The organism is Xenorhabdus bovienii (assembly GCF_024721015.1).
Classification (GTDB): domain Bacteria; phylum Pseudomonadota; class Gammaproteobacteria; order Enterobacterales; family Enterobacteriaceae; genus Xenorhabdus; species Xenorhabdus bovienii.
In genome coordinates this window covers 1-23,047 of sequence record NZ_JANAIF010000022.1, presented here as the reverse complement: position 1 = coordinate 23,047, position 23,047 = coordinate 1, and the positions used below count along the sequence as shown (strand labels likewise).

Genomic DNA, 23,047 nt, shown 5'->3' with positions numbered 1-23,047 from the left:
AGAGAGATCTCGAGCGAAAGTATTTTGATTTATTTTTATGCCGTTAGTTGATAGAAATAGGCCTCCGGTGAAATTGGATATTCTGGTTCTTGCGGGTATTGCCCTTTGCGCAACATGCAAACCCGTTCAATCCCAGCTAATACGGTCTGAGCCCGCCTAAAGTTTTTGAACCTCAGAATAGGGCGTATTCGCCTGCGATGATCCTGTTCAATCAGGTTATTGAGATACAAGATGGCCTCCTATCCTGTTGCGATACCTGCTGTTGGGCCAATAACCGCGAGCGCACTCTCTGCACAATTAGGTAACGGTAAGCAATATGCGCGCAGCCGGGATTTTGCGGCCTCAGGCGGGAGAAATACCCTCTTGGGGATCAGCAAGCGAGGAGACAAAAATTTGCGCTGGTTACGGGTTCAATGTGCCAGAGTGTTTATCCAAAACATTGCGCCTCTGTCGGGAAAATTAGCCGATTGGGTCAAAATGCAGCTAACAAGAAAACATTCCTGTGTTGCGTGCTGCGCATTGGCAAACAAACTGGCCAGAATAGCCTGAGCTATTATCACACAACAGACCATAGTTGAAAGGTCATAAATGAAACGGTTTTAAATAATAATTATATTTTTATTCAATAAGTTACCATCCGGTTTTAAGAAGACTGATTCTTGATGACATGAACGGCAAATCGATCCGATAAAAACCTAAGCTAAATAATGAATTAATGAAGTCGTGATACTTTTAAGATCCATCGGGAGCGGAACTTATCATGGCGCGGGCATTTTTACCCCTATTGATGCCGGGTAGATTTAAGCAAACCAACAAGAGATCAAAATCAGTATTGCAAAAATGGGTGAGACCATAGATATTTGCCGGATATTGAGCTGCTTATCCTTCGGTTTTCCCTGATTTAACTCGTCTAGCGCGGCTTTGTTGTACCACTCTTATCCCGATAGGCGGTCAACAAAAAATCAACCGTATTGCCGTCTGAGTCTACAGCACGGTAGAGGTAACGCCATTGTCCTTTGATTTTGATATCGGTTTCATCCATTCGCCACCGACGCCCAATGGCGGGCTTGCTCCGCCGATAACGTTTGCCCATCAACGGAACCCGACGATGAACCCAGCGGCAGAGCGTAGAATGATCGACGGTTATCCCTCGCTCAGCCATCATTTCTTCCAGATTACGCAAGCTCAGAATGTAGGTCAGAGACCAGCGAACACACTAAGCGATAATATCAACAGGATAATGGAGGCGTTTAAACGCGTTTCGGATCAGGGACATCACTCTGGATTCGCTCAAAAACAAGGGAGCTTACCGGATGACCGCTTAATGCGACAGAGCCAGAATTTATCGCCAATAGAACTGTTTTATCGACTAACTGTGTTAAAAAAACAATCACACCGGATACGACTGATAAACTCGCCGTTAATGCGACAGAACCCTAATTTTTCTCTTAAGTAAGAATTTTATGCTGGTGATATAGAGCGGTTATCAGATGATAATTTTTTGTCATTATACTTTTTATATTGATGTATTTATATTGCAAATGTGAAGTCACCAAAGATTGTATAACAAGAAAATAAATACCCTTGGTTAATTATATTTTAAAAATAAAATTCTTGAGGTAATAAAATGAAAACAACACCAAAAAACCCATTAACAGCATCACTTAACCAAAATGCCACTTTGATAATAGGACAAAGCTTTGTTCTCATTCTTACTTTAACACCAGATACTCCTTTATCTGGTGTTAAAGCTAAATTTACAACCGTAACTAATATCACTCCACCAACGGATCATTTAGATTTTAAACCAATAACAAATAAGGAAGGTAAAATAATAAATTATACCTGTGTTATAATGTTAAGTGTAAGTAGCGCTTTAACTGAACAGGATCAAATTATTTTTAATGTAGGAACAACCCTTCCTGTAGCTAACATGACACCCTTGAAATTTAAATGCAACCTTAACAAAATAAACCCCGATTCATTGGAATTGACTATTGACAATGTTTTTTTAGATACATTTAATGTTAAAAACAGTTCTGTAACAAATAAAACCAAAGTATCTACGATACTGACAGATAAGAGCGGAAAGACACTATCTGGTGTTCCAATATATATAGATTCTTTTAGATCAAATAATTTACATGAATGTACTATTAAGGATAATAACGGTAATATTATTACACCACAACAATTTTATACTTATGATGGATTATTTCTTAATTCTCAATCAGATGGTAGTATTGTATTTTATATCTACCCAGAAAAGTCGCTTTCAATGGTGCTTGATTTGAGGTGTTCAGTTATAGACGCCTTTGACTACATCCCAGCAACATCCCCTCTATTTTTTATTAACACGGAACGCCCTAACCCTATGGATAGTCTACGAGAACCCGACATATTAGGGGGATTTCCAGGACCTTTAACTTCTAATACAGGAGAGCCAAATTTTTATGTCTCTATAGATAATTATGATAACAGTAAACGCGGAGATTATATAGTATTTATGATTAAAACTGATAATGATACTACGCCTAAGTATAGTGGATATTATGTTTCTGTTAGTAACCCAAACACAGAACTAGGACAAGGAAAATACTCATACTCTCTGCCTTATGATATTTTTAATATTTCTATTAACTACGAATTTAGTTACATAGTCATTTTGGGGGAAGCTGCTGGTTCGAAAACTTCAAGGCCATACCCTGTGACATATATGGGCGGTGCAATATATAATCCTCCTACAAATGTAACAAGAAAATATGATCGCTGTAAAGTATATACCAGTCTTGGTATTGGTATAGCAGAGATACAACCTGACACAGGTATTAGTTATGATAGTATAAAAAGATATTTGGACAATCCAAGCACACCAAATACTGGATTATTTGTTGAGGTATTAGGGGGGAATAATATACCAGGAAAAGTTCCACTAAATTATAAAGTCACACTAAACGTATATATCCAGTCATCAAATTGTAATACCCATAAATCCTGGACCTTACCTATGCCAACACAGGTCGGTAGTCAAGGCATTGTATCATTGTCCTTTCATATTTCCTTTGATTTTCTGAATAAAATCTACCCCTATGATAATGGTGGTCCAGGTAGTATTTATTTTGATTATGAGTTTAACATTGGAAATAAAAAAAATTATGGGGAAATTTGGGAAGGATTGATTGACACACGACCAGAATAAACAATTAACAAAAATTAATCTTGAATTCGCCTAATAAATTCCATTATCACACTAAAAAGAAAACTTACATGAATAGTAATAAAATAAACTTTGAATCATTAAGATTAGATGTGTGTTTTCCCTTTTTGGCTGTTCCTAATCTATCTACTCAAGGTGTTGATGGAAGAAAAATTAAGGTTACCGCAAAAGTTCAAGACATATACGGTAATTCTTTACCTAACATTTCCATATTTGTATCTGATTCTATTTCTGGAAATTTAAATAATGTGAAAATTTATGGTTCAGACCAAAGTAAAGAAATTACCCCAGTAAAACAAGATGGTAGAGAAGGATTCTCTATAGAAACTGATAAATGTGGGGATATATTATTTTTTATTCACCCACATCAATCTCTTCCTGTTGTTCTAAACTTATATACAAATATAGTCGACTCAACAAGGTTAATGCCTGCTAAACATAAAATCTTTATCGTTAATAATTCTCTGGACAACATGAAAATAAAGTTTGACATGCCTGAAATAATTAATTTTTGGGGGGAGTATCTAAAATCAGATGGGAGTGCTAAATTTGAAATTGATATTCCACACTACCCTGGAAAAACACTAGGTGATTACATTCTATTTTTTGTAAATGGAGAATATACGAAATATTTTATTCGAGTAGATAATAATGATGATTCAAGCACCTCAACTGAAATTCCATATGATATTTTCACGGAAAATGTATACTCTAATTTCTTCTATGTTATCATCAGAGGTTTTGGAAATATATTAGAGGAAAAATCTGTTTCATTACCTTTAACTTATAAAGGAGGTGTTATATATAAACCAGTTCCAGTAGTAGAAAGAAATTATGCTGCATGTATCGTATATACCAGCCTTGGTACTGAGTCAGATGCTATAATCCCAAATGATAGTTCAATTAATTATGCTGCAATAATGCAATACCCAGGTGGTCAGAAAAAAGGATTATATGTTGAAATATTAGGTACTCAAAACCCTAATAGAGAAAAAGATAAAGTCCCATTAAATATTCCTGTAACTTTGAAGTTATATCTAAACTCAATAGATAAGAGTTATGCTAAAATTTATTCAGGAAAAATAAAGGTACAGCCTTCAGGTAGGACATCCGCTGTTATTCATATTCCATTCGATGATGTTAAAGATGTTAAACTATATCAAGATGGTGGGGTAGGTTATATTTACTTTGACTATACATTTTATGACGGCAATGATCAATATGGAGAAATTTGGTCGGCAGAAATTGAAACTGATGATGAATAATGATAATTTCTGGCCTTAATAAAACAATTAATCGGTGTGGTTGTGATAATTGGCAATATTATTATCACAACGAAATAAAATGGGATTATAGATAAAATATATTGCTATCACCCTCTTTGTAACATTGTTTTTTTTGTAATTACGGCCTTAATATTAATACTATTAAATCACCATTTGACGTAAAATACACTGTAATTATGAAGTTTTAAAAAATTTCATAATGGTGATTATCATAAGATGATATAGATATAGATCTATTACTATAGTAATAGATACATTAGTGATAACTATTTTTCATTATACAATGGGTTATAGATAATTTAGATTAATTGTAACAAACCTACTATGTTATTAACTCATTTAATAAATATAGATTTGCATTAAATTTAAATTTTTGTCATTTTATTTTTTAATATATAAATAATAGAGGGAAATATGGTTAATACTGCTAAAGATATCGTGAATCTAAAATCATTAATATTACACATTGATTCTCCTTTTATATCTATTTCTCAATCATCCAATAATAATACAGATGAAATATATACTAAAGTAACAGCAACTATCAGGGATATACATGGAAAGCCCTTAGGTGGAAAAAAGATATTTATTTCTGATAGTTCTAATTCCAATTTAAAAAAAATTAAAATATATGAGTCTAATAACAGAACAGAAATTACAACTGTATCTGAAAAAAACTATGAAGGTTTTTTTGTAAAATCAGATAAGCAAGGTAATGTTTTATTTTTCATACATCCTATAAAATCAGAGAATTTAATACTTAAATTGTTTTCTCAAATATTAGGAGACACAAAACCAATTCCAGCAGATCATGCAATATATATTGTTGATCATACATTAGATGAAATTCCTGAAAAGTATCCAGAACCAGAAATACTCAACTTTATTGAAGGAGATCTAATATCAGATGGGGAAAGTAAATTTTTAGTCAGGATTCCAGAGTATGACAATGTTCAGGATGGAGATTACATACTATTTATCGTTAATAATAAATATACTGGTAATGTCATTCAAATTTCAGGTAAAAATTATTTAAGTAAATTTTTTCCATTACCTTATGACATTTTTGAGAAAGAGAAAGATCATTTTTCCTATTTTAGCTATATTGTCATCAGAGCCCTAGGAGATATAACTAAATATAAATCTAGACCATTGACTTTGACTTACAAAGGAAATCAACAAAATCAACCCTGGGCAGATGTTATCAGGATATACAATACTTGCCAAGTGTATTCTAGTTATGGGATTTTTCCTGACAGCATTGTATATGATACTGTTGATGATAATACGATATCTCAATACAAAAAAACTAATGATCTCGCAGGATTATTTGTGCAAATAACTGGTACCAATGATCCTAATGACAGCACAAAAGTGGCTCTAGGATCAGAAGTAACTTTAAATTTATATATTAATTCAAAAACCGGAATTATTCATTGGTCTTGTACACGCATAATGCCATATGTAGCAGGAAATGCTGGAAAAAATGTAGAATTAACATTTCCAATACCACATGATTTATTGAAAGATCGGGAGTCTTATGAAGATAGATCAAGTATGATTTATTTTGACTATCAAGTTGGGAAAGATACCGATCTCAATGTAACATATGGAAACATTTGGCAAGCGACAATTGACACTGATATATACTCTTAAAAAACATCATTAATACTAGATATAGGGTATGAGAAAATTATATTAATATGGTTTTAAATTATTTTACATAAACTGATATGTATTCATACCCTGATTATAAAAATTGATCTAAGATAATGTTCTCATGTCAATATAATCTATTACATGAATAAAAATAAACATGGTGGTTAATATGCCCAGTAATATGCAACTTTCTCTTCCTAGCGGCTCTAGTGTTATCATAGGCCAACAATTAGCTATTACAGTTACTTTAACATCTGATACATCTATATCTCCTAAGACAGATTTCTATTTAAGTAATAATACAGCTATCATATATATAGACTCCTCTAATATAAAATTGGGTAATGGATTTGGATTGTTTATTGTTAACTTACAAGTATCACCGGAAGTCAATGATGGTGATACTATTACTTTTGATATAGGTTCATCAGATGATAACTTCCCCACAATACCCATCCAATACACAGCCAGGACTCTAAATCATAATTCTTTAATTTTAAAATGGGATTCACATTACATACAGGTTCCGCATAATAAAAATATTCCACCAAAAGGGAAATTTGTCCGAGCTACAGCATTCGTTAAAGACGAAAATCAAAAATCAATACCTAATCTTTCAGTTGTAATCTCTGCCAACTCTATTTTCAGTTTGGAAAAGGTTAATTTCTATAAATCTGACAATATAAATAAAATAGATGTTTTATCATTTAATGATGATAATGAAATGATCTTAAATACAGATGAAAAAGGACGTTTAATTTTACATGTATACCCTAAAGAATCTCAAGCACTGATTCTTAGTTTGTACACTGAAGTATATGGTGTATCCGGGCAAATAGAATCAGAAGGGGGATTGCAAATTCTTGATAAGAATACACCGGATGATAATGATAAACTGGCAGCTCCAAGAATAGATGGGTTTAATGGAGGTGAATTAAATAATGAAGGACAAACAACATTTCTTGTCAAAGTAGAAAAATATAATGATTGTAGAAGAGGTGATGTCATTCATTTTTCAGTCAATGGAAAATATAATGATTATTATTATACTGTTGAAGATATTAACAATCTTGGAGATTATAAGATACCACTTCCCTATTCTATGTTTCCCATAGATATGACTATTGAATTCGCCTATACCGTTTCCCATAACAATAGCAATATTTTATATTCAAAATCATTAGAATTAACATACTCAGGAGAACCCTGGCCAGCTCCAACTTATTATGATAAATGTGTGGTTTACTCTAGTTTTGGACATGATGACCAAAATAATATTATACAAGAATTTCCCACCACAGAATGCATTGGGTTTAATGAAAATAATGTTGTTAACTGCTATAATATATCTAATTATTATAAAAATAAATATAGTGAGGGGTTATTTGTCCTAATTACAGGAACTAACGATCCTGATGATAAAACCAAACCACCATTAGGAAGCAAAATATATTTAAAACTGAATATCACTGCAAATTATCGCAGTCCTCACAAAACTTACCCTGGAAAAATACCTGAAACACCAGGGCCAGATGGTAAAACCGCTGTCGGAGTAATCAGTATTCCATATAATATTCTTAATGGCTGTGGTCAATATGAAGATTGTCATGCAGGACTTATTCAATTTGATTACCAAGCCACAAGTGACAATGGAACCATCCAAGCAAAATCTTGGAAAGGAAGAATTAGTACAGCTAATGAAGGTACACCGCCTGAATGTTAAATACAATGACATAACCATATAATATATAAATGTGATAATTATTATTCATTAGATAATCATTATATTTTTATTTACACTATTATTTCTTATCTGAATTTAAAATTTTACTTTCTTTTGTATAACTTATATTAATTAAAGGAATGAATTATGATTAATGAAGATGCATTACTGGCTGCACCCATTATCTCTGGAGTTAAAGATGGTGTTTTAGATAAATCTAAAATAGATGATTATATTTCATTGTACGTCCCTAAATACGAAGGAATAAGTAACAAAGACACTATTATTCTTAATTTTGTTAAAGAGTTTAACTATGAAGTTTCAGACCCTCATAGTTTAGCTGATCCTATCTTGGTCGGAAAAATTCACAAAAACGATGTTCCAGCTCAGGAATATGTAGCCTCCTATACTCGTAAACAATACTTTGATAATGTTGAATACTCGGAACCTTTATATGTAAAAGTTATTAATGGTACATCTTCTCAGCCATCAGACAAAGAACCCTTTATCGTTATGGGTGCTCGTTATGCTGACCTTGCTGTAGCTAATGGGCTTAAAGCACCACAGCGGCTGACTGCTTGGACTAAAGAGGGTAAGCCACATCCAGTAACATGGACTTATATAGGTGGAACACCATCATTCACTTCTCCTTTTTCACATATTAATTCCCCATTTTTCTATGATTCTGCTCCGTGGCTCCCCATTTCAGTTCAAGACGAACAAGGTAACAAGCTCAAAATAAACCCAATCAATGTGTTTGGTAATGGTGGTACGCTAGGTCTTCCAAAGGCAGATTTTAACGATCCAGTGGAAGAGCCATATCCCTCTGCTTTTGCTGTGCTACTCAATGACAACACCATGGTTGGTTGGGGAGGAACCTTCGGTAATTCCTATATTCAATCTGGAGTTAAAACCATTACTACAAATGGCCCCTCTTATGCTGGGCTTAATGTGGGTTCAGGTACATTATGGTATCACGGTGATTCTAATAGTTCTAATCTCCCTACTGGTTCCTTTGATGATGTGGGAGCCGGTGGAAATAGCTTTTTTGCTGTTTCGGAAGCTAACCAGCAGATGGAAGCCTGGGGAACAATGACGGGTATTTATACTTATCTTGGGGATGGGAAGAATGTTTTTGTAGGAAATAGTTTGGCTATTACTATATATAATCCCGGTACGGAACAGATAATAAGTTGGTGGGGTGCATCAATGGAGGACTGGAATATAGAGCCGCGTTATTCTTCTATTTCCAAACCACGTTACATTACATCAATGGCAACAAGGGGATTCGCCGTTATAGACGAAAATGGTGATCTTTCTACTTGGGGTGATTCAAGTGTATTTAGCGGCTTTAACCCCTCACATCAAGATTTTATACTAACTACTGCAATTACTCCCTTTATTTCGCATTTTGACGCCACAATCGGTACTCACGCAGTTCGCCGTGATGGTACATTATATAGTTGGTCGACCGCAGGTTTCGATGGCGAATCATTTAGTAATGGAGTAGATATAGCAACCACTAAACAAAAATATCTTATGCCGGGAGGCACCCCTCCACATGGCAAAGTATATTGGGGTGGATTGCAGAATTATGACGACGGCCCAGTGTTCCAGGAATTTGTAGCTCTCAAAGATGTGGTTCAAATAACTTGCTCAGCTAATGCATCTGCGGCATTACGTCAAGATGGTACCGTATTAACCTGGCAAAATGCTGAACCTAGTAGTGTTAACTTTATACCCCAACCTGAAATGAAGAATGTAAGAGCCATCTACGCAACAGGAACAGCATTTCTTGCTCTGACAGCAGATAACAAAGTCCATACCTGGGGTGGCTCTGATGGTGGTGGAGATAGCAATGCAGTACAAGCACGATTACAGGGTAAACTGACCTACTATATGGATTAAGATGATATCTGATACCAGAATAATAGTTAGTTCACTCTAAACCAGAAGGCGCAATCAACGTTGATGTTATATGACAGATTGCGCCTTATTGCTTACATATATTGATCAAACACTCAATTGCATCATTAGGGTGTAATTCTGTTTTCTTCACTCCCCGATTTGGGGCGAGTATATTTAAAAACTATCCTCTTTCCCCGTGATTTTTTAGTCACCAAATAACAATATATTGATATTAAATAATTTATTAATGTTGGCACACTTTTCGCTTTTTTCTATGCAACACCAGTTTTATAAAAATTGATCATCCAGAAATTCTCCTTAAAGATAAAATGACATCCTTCTTGCATCGTTCTATCAGGCAGACGTAACCCAGAAGAGTTCAGTATGTCCATTAAGCATGTTTTATCCATGATTGAAGAACATCAGGTGAAGTTTATTGACTTACGTTTTACCGATGCCAAAGGTAAAGAGCAACATATCACCATCCCAGCCCACCAGATTGATGAAGACTTCTTTGAAGATGGCAAAATGTATCATTTCTCCTGCCTTTGAGGTCATTTTCAGATATTCTTGCCAGATAGAGTAATAATATATTTTCCTGAATTTTCTGTCTGACGCCTTTCTCAGTATGTGAATGAAAATCCTCAATATCTAATATTGATTTGGAAATTTCATATAACTCCTCTATATTCTATCGTCTATAATAAAAATCATAAAAGCTTCGTACTCACATTACTGTTATCTTCCTGAATTATAAATAACGCATTCACGTTGCTTAAGATGACTTGATAGAGCATGTAATAACTGAAGTAACCACGATCGAAAATAACGACGGCATTTTCTCCCAGATGGATACAATATCTTTATTATTTGACTATCACCTCTAAAGGATTAGAGGTATCTATAGCCTAATGGTTTCCTTAACCGAATGCCATTGTCCTGCGTACAACCCCGTAATAATAAAAATCATCAACCAGATTTTGACAGGTGGTTGCATGTGGTGCCTCCCTTTATTTTAAGGAAGAGAGGAGAGCCTGATTCAGGTGAATAGTAACTTGGTCTGACACACAATTTGATAACTACCAAAGTGAACCTGAACGAATACACATTATCAGTAATCAGAAAAACCGCTATGCGGCTTGTCTGTCATTCAAATACAATTAAATATTATATTTTATGCAAATCAACACATTGTATGCCACGCTTAAAGATATTCACATCATCCGGCTACTAGATACAAATGTTGCATATATAGAAATTGCTATAATACTGATACATGTACCACATAAGATAGAACAAGTTGCACACAGCTACGAGCTGAAAGCAAAAATCGGACTAAGGACAACGTGGTGATTAAGAAAGTGCCACTGAAATTAACAGAAAACCGTGGGAATGATGTCCCACGGTGAGAGTTTTCAACGCTTTTATATGAGCAAGAGAAATGTCTCTGTTTGAGGTCATATAAGTTCTCAGTTTATCGCGTATCTGATAATACATTGATTTTGCAATCTTTACGGCTGTAGTACTAAGCATGAAAATAGCTCTTTGAAGCCGGACAGATTTTTAGGTACATCAGGCACAGAACCCATCGAGGCGCAGGCCGCCTTGCCTATAGTGACACCGGATAGATTTATGCAAGCCAACCATACATCAAAATGAGTATTGCAAGAACGGAGGTAACCATAGATTTTATACTCTCACACATCAGTCAAAATGGTCTGCACTTCCCTTATTTTTCACCATAATGGTGCAAATTTGTTTTTTTTCTCACCAATTTCACTAACTTAGTGCAATTTTACTTAAAACTTGACTGTGATCTCTTCGGTTTTTACCCTCCAACCCACTCATCTGCTGATCTTAAAGACTTTTAAAAAGTTGGCACGCTTTTCGCAATACTCATTAAGTATCAATTTTATAAGCATTGACCCTATACGAGACACATCATCAGCCCATTAGATAACGCCGCATGTTCCTTGCTCCGTATTATCAGGCTGATGTCAACCAGGAGAACTCAGTATGTCCGTTGAACATGTTTTGTCCATGATTGAAGAACATCAGGTGAAGTTTATTGACTTACGTTTTACTGATACCAAAGGTAAAGAACAACATATCACTATTCCTGCCCACCAGATTGATGAAGACTTCTTCGAAGATGGCAAAATGTTTGACGGTTCATCTATCGGTGGCTGGAAAGGGATCAATGAATCCGACATGGTGTTAATGCCAGATCCAACGACCGCAATGCGAGATCCTTTCTTTGGTGATGCCACACTGATCCTGCGCTGTGACATCCTGGAACCCGGCACTATGCAGGGTTATAGCCGTGATCCGCGTTCTATTGCCAAACGTGCGGAAGATTTCCTGCGTGCAAGCGATATTGCTGATACGGTTCTGTTTGGGCCAGAGCCTGAGTTTTTTCTGTTCGATGACATTCGTTTCGGTAGTTCCATTTCGGGTAGTTATTACCATATTGATGATGTTGAAGCCGCATGGAACAGTGGGACACGCTATGAAGGCGGTAACAAAGGCCACCGTCCGGGCATCAAAGGCGGTTATTTTCCAGTTCCTCCCGTGGACTCCTCTCAGGATCTGCGTTCAGCCATGTGTCTGACAATGGAAAAAATGGGGCTGGTGGTTGAAGCTCACCACCATGAAGTGGCGACCGCAGGCCAGAATGAAATCGCAACCCGCTTTAATACTATGACCAAAAAAGCGGATGAAACCCAGATTTACAAATATGTGGTGCACAATGTGGCCCATTCATTCGGTAAGACCGCAACGTTTATGCCAAAACCGCTGGTAGGCGATAACGGCTCTGGTATGCACTGCCACATGTCGCTGTCCAAAAATGGCAACAACCTGTTCGCGGGTGATAAATATGGTGGCCTGTCCGAACTGGCGCTTTACTACATCGGCGGCGTCATCAAACATGCCCGTGCATTGAATGCCTTTACCAACCCAACCACCAACTCGTACAAACGTCTGGTCCCGGGTTTTGAAGCACCAGTGATGCTGGCTTACTCAGCCCGTAACCGCTCTGCTTCCATCCGCATTCCGGTTGTGGCAAGCGCCAAAGCCCGCCGTATTGAAGTACGGTTCCCTGATCCGGCCGCAAACCCTTATCTGTCCTTCTCTGCCCTGCTGATGGCAGGTCTTGATGGCATCATCAACAAAATCCACCCTGGTGATGCGATGGACAAAAATCTCTATGACCTGCCAGCAGAAGAAGCTCAAGAGATCCCAACCGTAGCCTCTTCTCTGGATGACGCGTTAGCCGCTCTGGATGCAGACCGGGAATTCCTGACTCGTGGTGGTGTTTTCACTGATGATGCCATTGATGCTTATATCAAATTACTGCATGGTGAAATCGAACGCGTACGCATGACGCCACATCCGCTGGAGTTTGAACTGTATTACAGCGTGTAATGCTTGATGGCATTACGACTATCCTTTTTTGTTGCCGTGAAACTTTTGACCCATCTTCGGATGGGTCCTTTTCCCGCACATTTGCGACGGCAGATGACACTTGATGAACAAATCACAGACTGAACGGAGAGACTGCTCGATTTATGTCTGAATAAGGTACAATGCACCAAAAAAGTGCAAAGGTTGGATGACGATGGCTGATTTTCCCAAAGCAGAACACATACTCGACTCACTGATTAACAGTGTCTTGGTACTGGATAACGATTTGATTATCCGCTATGCCAATCATTCCGCCATGCAACTACTGGCACAAAGTACGCGTAAATTATTCGGCACTCCCCTTCCGGTACTATTCAGCTATCTCTCACTGGACACAGAATTGATGCGTTCCAGTTTGATCAGGGGTCATGGTTTTACCGATAACGAAGTGATATTGGTGATCAATAATCACTCTCATGTGATGTCGCTCAGTGCCCAACCCATTTCCGAACAGTTTATTCTGCTGGAACTCGCTCCTATGGATAGCCAGCGTCGTTTAAGCCAAGAGCAGATACAACAGGCACAGCAGGCGGCTGCGCGGGAATTGGTTCGGGGGCTGGCGCATGAAATAAAAAACCCCCTTGGCGGGCTGCGGGGAGCGGCGCAACTGCTCGCAAAAGCGTTGCCCGATCCCTCCCTGCGGGAATATACCCAAGTGATTATTGAGCAGGCTGACAGGCTGCGCGCCCTCGTTGATCGATTGCTGGGGCCACAGCATCCGGGAACCCGGATCAGCCAGAGCATCCACCATGTGGTTGAACGAATCTATCAGTTGGTATCACTGGAAATGCCCGCCAATGTCACTTTGATCAAGGATTATGATCCCAGCCTGCCAGAACTGGCGCATTATCCTGATCAAATTGAACAAGTTTTACTGAATATGACCCGCAATGCACTACAGGCCTTGGGGGAGAAAGGCGGAACGATCACCCTGCGAACCCGAACCGCGTTCCAAATTACCTTACACGGTGAACGCTATCGTCTGGTCGCCAGAATTGATATTGAAGACAACGGCCCGGGCATTCCTCCCAACATTCAGGATACGCTATTTTATCCCATGGTCAGTGGGCATGAAGGAGGAACTGGACTTGGGTTATCCATCGCCCGTAACCTTATCGATCAACACGCTGGCAAAATCGAATTCACCAGTTGGCCGGGTCACACGGAATTTTCCATTTACCTGCCTATCAAGAAATAACCGAGCAAGAAAGAGGGGATAATAATGCAACGAGGAAAAGTCTGGATCGTTGATGATGACAGTTCTATCCGCTGGGTACTTGAACGGGCGCTGAGTGGCGCAGGTCTGGAGTGCATCAGTTTTGAAAATGCCGATTCCGTGCTGACGGCACTCTCACAGGACTGCCCAGAAGTTCTGCTGTCGGATATCCGCATGCCGGGTTTGGATGGCCTGAATCTGCTTAATCAGATAAAACAGAGCCATCCACAGCTTCCCGTCATTATCATGACGGCCCATTCCGATCTGGATGCTGCCGTCAGTGCCTATCAACAAGGCGCATTCGATTATCTGCCAAAACCCTTCGATATTGATGAAACTGTCGCATTGGTTGAGCGAGCATTGAGTCATTACCGCGAACAACATCAATCATCGCGCAATCCGCAAGTAGCAGCCTCTGTTTCTGAGATGATTGGGGAAGCCCCTTCCATGCAGGAGGTGTACCGGATTATCGGCCGGCTTTCTCGTTCCTCCATTAGTGTCTTAATCAATGGTGAATCGGGAACGGGAAAAGAGTTGGTCGCCCACGCGCTGCACCGCCACAGCCCACGAGCCTCATCCCCTTTTATTGCCTTGAATATGGCGGCGATCCCGAAAGACTTGATTGAATCAGAACTGTTTGGTCATGAAAAAGGCGCTTTTACTGGTGCCAATCAAGTCCGACACGGGCGTTTCGAGCAAGCTAATGGTGGCTCGCTATTCCTGGATGAAATTGGCGATATGCCGCTGGATATCCAGACTCGCTTACTGCGAGTTCTGGCGGAAGGGCAATTTTATCGGGTGGGTGGCTACGCGCCAGTAAAAGTTGATGTGCGCATTATTGCCGCCACCCACCAGAACCTTGAACAGCGGGTGACGGAAGGTAAGTTCCGCGAAGATCTCTACCATCGCCTGAATGTGATTCGTGTTCAATTACCCCCTTTGCGGGATCGCGTAGAAGATATTCCCCGTCTGGCACACCATTTTCTGCAACAGACTGCCAAAGAATTGGGCGTCGAGGCCAAGGTGCTTCATCCCGATACCGAAATCGCCCTGATGCATCTGCCATGGTCGGGGAATGTCCGCCAATTGGAGAATGTCTGCCGCTGGCTGACAGTGATGGCAGCCAGCAAAGAAGTGCTGGTACAAGATTTGCCTGCCGATCTGATTGAGAACCCTACAACGGAAAAAATCGGCAATTTTCCCTCCTCCCGTTCTGCACTACCTGAACACTGGCCGCGACAATTGGCTGAATGGGCACAGAACGCTTTAAAAGAGGGACGCACTGATCTCCTTTCCGATGCTTTGCCGTTGCTGGAGCGTACCTTACTCAATTGTGCGTTGGAATATACAAACGGCCATAAACAAGAAGCTGCACGTTTGCTGGGATGGGGAAGGAATACGATTACCCGGAAATTGAAGGAGTTGGGGATAGAATCGTGATTAATTTACTGACTCAAATCAGACCTTTTTACATTATTAACTCTGGTAACCAGAATATCCGAGTCTCAGGTTAAAAGCCTCTCAGTAATAGATAGCATCTATTACTGAGACAGTATTCTGATAGATCAATGAATTGCGTTAATATTGCTTCATCGTTTGTTAATAATAGTATTCTTCATATCACCCGTGAAAACTGCCGCTGGCGCATCTGATTACGTAGGTAGCTATCAAAGCACATGCAGACATTACGGATCAACAAACGTCCTTTTGGCAATACCTGAATCTGCTTCTCCGTGATATCTACTAGCCCATCTTCCACTAGCGGAGCCAACAGTTGCAGGTCTTCGGCAAAATAGTCGGCGAAATTCAGCCCATAACGCTGTTCGATATCTGCAAAAGTCAGCCGAAAGTTGCAGATAAGATCTTTGATCACATCACGGCGAATACAGTCATCCTGTGTCAGCACTAAACCACGCCACAAAGCATGACCCTGTTCTTCCACCGCCGCGTAGTAGATTTTGAGATCTTTCTGATTCTGGGAATAACTATCGCCCAACATGCTGATGGCAGAAACGCCCATACCCAATAAGTCACACTCTCCCTGAGTGGTGTATCCCTGAAAATTGCGGTGCAAAACACCTTCTCGCTGGGCAATCGCCAGTTCATCATCAGGGCGGGCAAAGTGATCCATCCCAATAAACTGATAACCATTGCCCGTCAGGGTAGCAATGGTGTCCTGCAAAATATCTAGCTTCTGTTCTGCGCTTGGTAAATCATGCTCCTTGATTTTACGCTGCGCCGCAAATAAGTCCGGCAGGTGAGCATAATTGAACACACTCAGGCGATCAGGAGACAACGCCAGCACCCGCTGCAATGTAAAGGCAAAACTCTCTGATGTCTGCTTCGGCAGACCATAAATCAAATCAATGCTGGTAGAAGTAAAACCCGTTTCGCGGGCGCGATTGACCAGTTCGAAGATAAAATCCTCATCCTGCTCACGATTGACCAGATGCTGCACTTCCTTATTAAAATCCTGTACTCCCATGCTCAGGCGGTTAAAACCCTCATGGCGCAGATGATTAATCACATCCAGCTCGATCTCACGTGGATCAATTTCAATAGAAAGCTCGGCTTCCGGCAGAAAATCAAAGTGGCTACGCAGCACCAACATCAATCGGCTGATCTGTGTTTTGTCGAGATAAGTTGGCGTCCCGCCACCCCAATGCATTTGGCTGACTTTCCGCTGGGAGAATAATCTGGCTCGTGCCGTGATTTCTTTTTCCAGAATATTCAGATAGTCATCTGCCTTATGCTTCTGACGAGTGACCAATTTATTGCAGCCGCAGAAATAACAGAGCTTGTGGCAAAACGGAATATGAATATAGAGAGAAAGTGGGCGATCGGGGTAACGCGCGGCGGCCTGCGCAAAAGCAGTATTATCGTACTGCTGGTTAAACTCCAAAGCCGTTGGGTATGAAGTGTAACGAGGCCCTGAATAGTTGTATTTCTGGATCAAAGGTAAATCCCAAACAATGGTTTGCTCTGACATACTTATTCCTTCCGTTGTTTTCGCTCCCCGAAACGCAACGCTTTTACCGAATTGCAGCGCTGTGTTCCGATGGCACGACTCAACCGATTTTTACGTCTCAATAGCTGCCATAGTTTACCCAATAACCACAATAAATAACATACTAATACTGTGGTTATAAGTAGGGTTATCAGAATGAATCTACCTTTATGATCGCGACAAATTTATGCTGGGATTACTTACCCTTCAGCAACTGCATGATATCTTCTTTCTTCTCTTCTTCGCTGTCATCTTCTTCCAGATTAATGCCCAGCTCTTCCATCAACTCATCAATACGATCAAGTTTCTCGTCAACATAAGCATTTTCTTCCTGAGAGAGCTCTTCACCCTTCTCAAGACGTACCAGCAACTCATCCAGATGCTCATCCTGTTCCAGCATTGCCAGCTCTTCCTGTGGTGACAGACGGGGCTTCTGGCTGGCTTTCGGTTTTTCCACAACCGGTTTTACCACGACTTTTTCGCCAATAATCAAAGGAACCGGAACCTTACTGCCGATACGCGGATCTTGCCCCGGCTTGTCTCCAGAACGGTTCTTGTTACTGTCATTACCGTGATTACGATTGCCAGATGGGTGACCACTGTGTTTTTTCTGGCGTTTACGCTCACGCCCTTCAGCATTCAACTCTTCGCGGCTTTTTCTTTTTTGCTTACCAGCCGAAAATTTCGCTGGTGACTTTTTCTTTAACTGGTTCATAGCTTGTGACCCTACTCGCTTAATCAGAATATTTTTCGCGGAATCTAACAGAAACCACCTATAACATCCAATGTCATTCACTAATTGTTCAAAATTCAGCTAATATTCTACGGAACTTTAACTCAATCAATATGATCATTTGCCGCTATGCGTTTTTTTGATACTTCGTCTTATCGCATGTCGTTATTTCTTTGGATCACGGGCTATGCGCTTTTGTGGGTAATCGCAAGCTACTCACTCGACCCCACTGTACCTTATGATGCTGTAGAAGCCTTGAATTGGGGGATGAATGGAGAGTGGGGCTCACCCAAAAATCCGTGGCTGGTGGGCACAGTGATGCTACCTGCCATACACATCAGCACAATTTCCTTCAGTTTTTACTGGTATTTCACCCACTTTGTTGCCATTGCTATCGGAATGCTGGGTGTCTGGCGATTAGCCTTCCGGTTGACAGGTAAAGTTGAACTGGCGTGGCTTGCCATGCTGACACTGAATCTGTCCGGCATCATCAACTTCGATATCATTCCTTATAATGATAATTATCTGTTAGTCATGCTCTGGCCGTGGGCACTGCTATTTTTCCTGCGGGCCATTGACGATCATCCCAAATGGTGGCTGGCATTCGCCCTCACCACAGGGCTGGCAACAATGGGGAAATATTCTTCACTTTCTATCATTGGCTCCGTCTTTTTGCTCTCTCTGTTCGTACCCAAAGTGCGCCGTAGCTATAGAGAGCCCCTGTTTTATCTCGCTATCGCACTCTGGTTCATGCTGATATTGCCCAACGGCTGGTGGCTGGTGCATAACGACTTCGCCGCGTTTAAATGGGTAGATTCCCAGATTCAGCAAGGGGTTAATCTGCATACCACGCGCGCGGTACTTTCCGTGTTCTATCCCCTGATTATCGTTAGTACGATTATTTACCTGTCAGGCGGACGGATTGGCTGGCCGAAACAGCAATCCAACGCGCTGGTCAATATCGTTATCCTACTGCCCCTGCTGATTATTTATGGCTGGTTTTCCTTCAATCAGGGCGGGCGAATGACCGAGTGGCTACAACCATTTATGACGGTAGCACCCGCGCTGCTCGTCGGTTCACTGACGGTACTCCCCCGCAAACCCCTGAAAAATACACTGCGGGGTTTGGCAGTCTTTGCGGTATTGGTTTGGGTTGGCTATGTCAGTGTGATGATAGCTAATGCCCGTGGTGCAGGGCAAAAGTTCGCGGGTATAAAAACGTTCGCCAGCCAGCTGGATCAGCGCTGGAATGAACTTTACCCGACCCCATTACATTATGTTGGCGGTGAATATCTGCATCAATGGCTGACGTTTTACAGTCATTACCGCCCGGAGACAATACAGCCTTGGGAGTTAGGTAATGGCGAGCCCCCTAATGTGTATAATCGCCATATCAAAGAGAGCAATATTGTGAAAAAGGGTGCGTTATTGGTGGGAGAGAAAGGTAAGAGCTGCGAACAGGAAAACTTCCAGTCTACACTCAAGCAATGGTCAGTGTTGGTCATCAGCTACAAGGAAGAATTCTCCTTCCAGCCACAGCCGAGTGCCAAAACTGAAACCGTCTGTATCGGTTTCGTTGCCCCTGAAAATAATCAGTAACGATAACTAAAAAAAAGCCTGGTAGTGAATACCAGGTTTTTTCTTATCATCCCTGCTATTTAGTGAGCATCGACAAACGCCATTTTCAGCACAAACAATAATGTCACGACAATAACGCAAGGACTGATTTCACGCCATTTCCCCGTTCCCAGTTTCATGGCGCAATAAGCGATAAACCCCAGCGCGATACCTTCTGTAATAGAGAAACTGAATGGCATCATGACCGCAGTGATAAAGGCGGGAACGGATTCAGTCAGATCATTCCATGTCACCCGTGTCAGGCTCGAGGTCATTAAAACCCCCACATAAACCAGCGCTCCCGCTGTGGCATACGCCGGAACCATACTAGCCAGCGGGGAAGCAAACATCACCAACAGAAACAGCATACCCACCACAATAGCAGTCAGCCCAGTACGCCCGCCAACAGAAACCCCAGAAGAGCTTTCGATATAGGCTGTCACCGAAGACGTTCCGACATAAGAGCCCGCTACCGAACTGATGCTATCCACATACAGCGCCTGCTTCATGCGAGGGAACTTACCACTACTGTCTGCAATACCCGCTTTATCCGTCACTCCAATCAACGTACCGGAAGAATCAAACAAATTAACCAGCATGAAAGAGAAAATCACGCCGGACAATGCGATATCCAACGCACCTTTGACATCGACATTTCCGACAACGCTCATCACGCTTGGCGGTAGGTCAAAAATACCGTGATACTCCACATAACCCATCATCAGGCCGATGACGGTTGTGACGACAATGGAAACCAGTACGGCGGCATGAAAATTACGCGCTGACAAAATGGCAATGATAAAAAAGCCCAATGTTCCCAGCAGGACATTATGGGAAGCGAAATTGCCGATTGAGACGATAGTGTCTGAATTTGGCACGATAATGCCCGCATTTTTCAGCCCCATCATGGCGATAAAAAGCCCGATACCGCTGGTGATACCGACACGCAGGCTCAAAGGGATATTGGCGATCATCCAATAACGGACGCGAAAAATGGTGAGGATCAACAACCCTACCGCGCCCCAGAAAATCGCCCCCATCGCGACCTGCCACGAAATCCCCATCGCCCCGACAACGACAAAAGCGAAAAACGCATTCAGCCCCATTGCAGGCGCAACAGCAACAGGAAGATTGGCCATCAACCCCATCATAATGCTGCCAAATGCGGCAATCAGGCAGGTGGTAACAAATACGGCTTTGATATCCATTCCCGCCACCGCCAAAATTTGCGGATTGACAAAGACGATGTAAACCATAGTCAGAAAGGTTGTAAACCCGGCGATCATTTCGGTACGAACCGTCGTGCCATGTTCCTCTAACTTAAACACGCGCTGAAGCAGACCCTGTTGATTTGCAGAGCCAGAATTGAGTGTGCTCATATAATATTTATTCCCAAAAAACGAAGTTTTCGACCTATCCTACAGGAAACTTATTCAAATCGTTACCCTGAAAAGGTAAAAAAAGTAAACGATTGCGGCAAGCACAATCAATGAGTTAAATAACATAATGATTTTTGTGGAGATTCATTGGCAGACATTATTTTACCCTTAAGCCTGACGATATCCGGTGCGTCGACAAGTAAAGAATCACTATTTCTGATTCTATTATCTGTGATTTTATACAGAGTCAAAATACTTCTGAATTGGTTGTTAGTTAATATATGTTTTATGTCCATTTAGCTTTCCCCATTCGGTTCTATTTTCTTTCTTTTCCTATCTATTATTTCTTACGCTTTTTCGATTTTATAGTTCTTGAATATTCCCTTAACTGCTTTTTATTAAATCCTTTTATCTTATCCAATTCATCATTAAAAACAATACGTTCAACCCTGATGCACATTTTAGCCCATATAAAACCAGAATAATATTTACCATTCAACATTAACTTGATAAACAAACAACATAACGCTATAGCAGGAAAATAAAAGAAATCAGAGTCATACACTCCTTTCAAATAAGACATAGACAAACTAAAAAAGAATACAACAGTATTTGTATATTTTTGGATAACAGGGCCATAATAGTATCCACTTAAAGTAAGACCAATATGAGAAAATGAAATAAAAGCACTAAGCATTAATGACAAAACAAAAGAAAATGCTTTTATTTCATAACTTGTATTTTCTATTAATAAACTAGGTATAGCTACCGCTACACCTGAAAAAAAAGCCATATAAACTATCATAATAAAAAATATTATAAAACCTATACGCAATTAACTTGAAGATGCAGGAATTAAAGTCTGGAAATTATCTGTCAACCGGGTGGTGAGTTCTTTCGCTTTTTCTGGCAATGTGACATGAAAAAAGTGATGCAGTGTTTCACGGAACGTTTTTGCCTCCGAGAAATAGATATTGTTTCGTACCTGCTCATTCGCATACTTCCATAATCGCTCAATCGGGTTGAGGTTAGGGCTGTAAGGGGGCAGATAATGCAACTCGATATTCAGAACCTCGGCAAAAAATTGAACTATTTCAGCGCGGTGGTAACCGGCTCCATCCAGAATGAGATGAATTTTTTGTGAAAGCGGATAGGTTTCTCGGATTGAGCCGAAAAACAGGACAACATTTTTCGCGTTAATCGTCGGATATTCACGAATAATGGTCTCTTCAATCCGTTGCAAATTGAGTGCGCCCATGATGTTAAGGCGGGTCCGGCTGCCTGTGGTTTCGACCACTTTGACATGCTCTCTTCCGCGCCTCATCCAGCCGTAACTTAATTTTGTGGACTGGGTAGGATGCATCGCATCAATAAACAAAATAGGCGCATTTTGGCCACATTCAGCTTTCAACGCGTTGTAGGTCTTAATAAAGTGTTGCTGTTTATACACATCGGATTTATGAGGCGTTCCCATCGGCTTCTTGTAGCTGAACCCTTGGCGGTGGAGCCATTTTGTCATCCCAGCCACAGTGAAAGTCACCTGCCAGCGCGCCCAGACACAAGCCACAATTTGCGCGGTAGTGTGCATCAAATTTGCCGTCAGATACTCCACTAATTCTGTCGTCTGTTCGGCAGATAAACGGCTTTCAGAGCCGCCATTTTCAGGGGCGAGTTTTTCCTCAGAGACGTAATCCTTCAGATGGCGACTCACCGTACTTTCATGAATACGCAAAGCCTGGGCAATCATCTGGGCAGTCCAGCCTTCTGAGGCCAAAAGCACGGCCTTGATGCGGTCACGTACGCGCCCATCACGAGTCGTATCGTGCATCAATTCGAG

The 23,047-nt window shown here is 40.6% G+C and carries 14 protein-coding genes and 4 pseudogenes; 11 read left to right on the top strand and 7 right to left on the bottom strand.

From position 1 onward, the window contains the following. Positions 1 to 35 precede the first annotated feature (35 nt). Positions 36 to 227 (bottom strand): annotated as a pseudogene (locus NXS07_RS07960) (DDE-type integrase/transposase/recombinase); the annotation flags it as partial. A gap of 19 nt (positions 228 to 246) precedes the next feature. On the opposite strand from NXS07_RS07960, the pseudogene NXS07_RS07955 reads away from it, so the two are divergent. Beyond that, a pseudogene (locus NXS07_RS07955) lies at positions 247 to 549 on the top strand (transposase); the annotation flags it as partial. A 311-nt stretch (positions 550 to 860) separates the two neighbouring features. On the opposite strand, the pseudogene NXS07_RS07950 reads toward NXS07_RS07955, so the two are convergent. Next, positions 861 to 1,276 (bottom strand): annotated as a pseudogene (locus tag NXS07_RS07950) (IS6 family transposase); the annotation flags it as partial. A gap of 351 nt (positions 1,277 to 1,627) precedes the next feature. Here NXS07_RS07950 and NXS07_RS07945 point away from each other — a divergent pair. From NXS07_RS07945 to glnG, 9 genes and pseudogenes are all read left to right on the top strand, one after another. Beyond that, complete coding sequence (locus NXS07_RS07945) at positions 1,628 to 3,199, top strand: hypothetical protein (protein ID WP_258086510.1); 1,572 nt, start codon at positions 1,628 to 1,630, stop codon at positions 3,197 to 3,199. Positions 3,200 to 3,267: 68 nt separating this feature from the next. Continuing rightward, on the top strand, positions 3,268 to 4,482 hold the full coding sequence (locus tag NXS07_RS07940; RefSeq protein ID WP_258086509.1) for a hypothetical protein: 1,215 nt from the start codon (positions 3,268 to 3,270) through the stop codon (positions 4,480 to 4,482). A 435-nt stretch (positions 4,483 to 4,917) separates the two neighbouring features. After that, positions 4,918 to 6,159, top strand: a complete 1,242-nt coding sequence (locus NXS07_RS07935) for a hypothetical protein (protein ID WP_258086508.1) — start codon at positions 4,918 to 4,920, stop codon at positions 6,157 to 6,159. 172 nt (positions 6,160 to 6,331) lie between these two features. Then, positions 6,332 to 7,885, top strand: a complete 1,554-nt coding sequence (locus tag NXS07_RS07930) for a hypothetical protein (RefSeq protein ID WP_155399058.1) — start codon at positions 6,332 to 6,334, stop codon at positions 7,883 to 7,885. Positions 7,886 to 8,032: 147 nt separating this feature from the next. Next, positions 8,033 to 9,793: an RCC1 domain-containing protein gene (locus NXS07_RS07925; protein WP_258086507.1), complete on the top strand. Its 1,761-nt coding sequence runs from the start codon at positions 8,033 to 8,035 to the stop codon at positions 9,791 to 9,793. Positions 9,794 to 10,177: 384 nt separating this feature from the next. Further along, positions 10,178 to 10,342: pseudogene (locus NXS07_RS07920) on the top strand (glutamine synthetase beta-grasp domain-containing protein); the annotation flags it as partial. 1,467 nt (positions 10,343 to 11,809) lie between these two features. Further along, positions 11,810 to 13,219 carry a glutamate--ammonia ligase gene (gene glnA / locus NXS07_RS07915; RefSeq protein WP_038221427.1) on the top strand — a complete coding sequence of 470 codons (1,410 nt, stop codon included), beginning with the start codon at positions 11,810 to 11,812 and terminating at the stop codon, positions 13,217 to 13,219. A gap of 187 nt (positions 13,220 to 13,406) precedes the next feature. Next, positions 13,407 to 14,456, top strand: a complete 1,050-nt coding sequence (gene glnL, locus NXS07_RS07910) for a nitrogen regulation protein NR(II) (RefSeq protein WP_038206802.1) — start codon at positions 13,407 to 13,409, stop codon at positions 14,454 to 14,456. 24 nt (positions 14,457 to 14,480) lie between these two features. After that, the gene (gene glnG / locus NXS07_RS07905) at positions 14,481 to 15,914 is read left to right on the top strand and encodes a nitrogen regulation protein NR(I) (protein WP_038221428.1); all 1,434 of its coding nucleotides are present in this window, start codon (positions 14,481 to 14,483) and stop codon (positions 15,912 to 15,914) included. Between the two features lie 175 nt (positions 15,915 to 16,089). Here glnG and hemN read toward each other — a convergent pair whose 3' ends face one another. Both hemN and yihI read right to left on the bottom strand, forming a co-directional pair. Continuing rightward, positions 16,090 to 17,463: an oxygen-independent coproporphyrinogen III oxidase gene (gene hemN / locus NXS07_RS07900; protein ID WP_038215328.1), complete on the bottom strand. Its 1,374-nt coding sequence runs from the start codon at positions 17,461 to 17,463 to the stop codon at positions 16,090 to 16,092. 214 nt (positions 17,464 to 17,677) lie between these two features. Beyond that, positions 17,678 to 18,196 carry a Der GTPase-activating protein YihI gene (gene yihI, locus NXS07_RS07895; protein WP_038215326.1) on the bottom strand — a complete coding sequence of 173 codons (519 nt, stop codon included), beginning with the start codon at positions 18,194 to 18,196 and terminating at the stop codon, positions 17,678 to 17,680. Between the two features lie 147 nt (positions 18,197 to 18,343). Here yihI and NXS07_RS07890 point away from each other — a divergent pair, with 147 nt between their 5' ends. Beyond that, positions 18,344 to 19,813 (top strand): glycosyltransferase family 39 protein, encoded by a 1,470-nt coding sequence (locus NXS07_RS07890; protein WP_258086506.1) that lies wholly within the window; start codon positions 18,344 to 18,346, stop codon positions 19,811 to 19,813. Between the two features lie 59 nt (positions 19,814 to 19,872). On the opposite strand, the gene NXS07_RS07885 is transcribed toward NXS07_RS07890, so the two are convergent. The 3 genes from NXS07_RS07885 to NXS07_RS07875 form a co-directional block, all read right to left on the bottom strand. Further along, entirely contained in the window at positions 19,873 to 21,210 is a 1,338-nt protein-coding gene (locus NXS07_RS07885) for an NCS2 family permease (RefSeq protein WP_258086505.1), read from the bottom strand. Between the two features lie 340 nt (positions 21,211 to 21,550). Then, positions 21,551 to 22,003: a hypothetical protein gene (locus tag NXS07_RS07880; protein ID WP_258086504.1), complete on the bottom strand. Its 453-nt coding sequence runs from the start codon at positions 22,001 to 22,003 to the stop codon at positions 21,551 to 21,553. A 42-nt stretch (positions 22,004 to 22,045) separates the two neighbouring features. Further along, positions 22,046 to 23,047, bottom strand: a 1,002-nt coding sequence (locus NXS07_RS07875) for an IS630 family transposase (RefSeq protein ID WP_038223316.1), incomplete at its 5' end; no start/stop codon positions are given.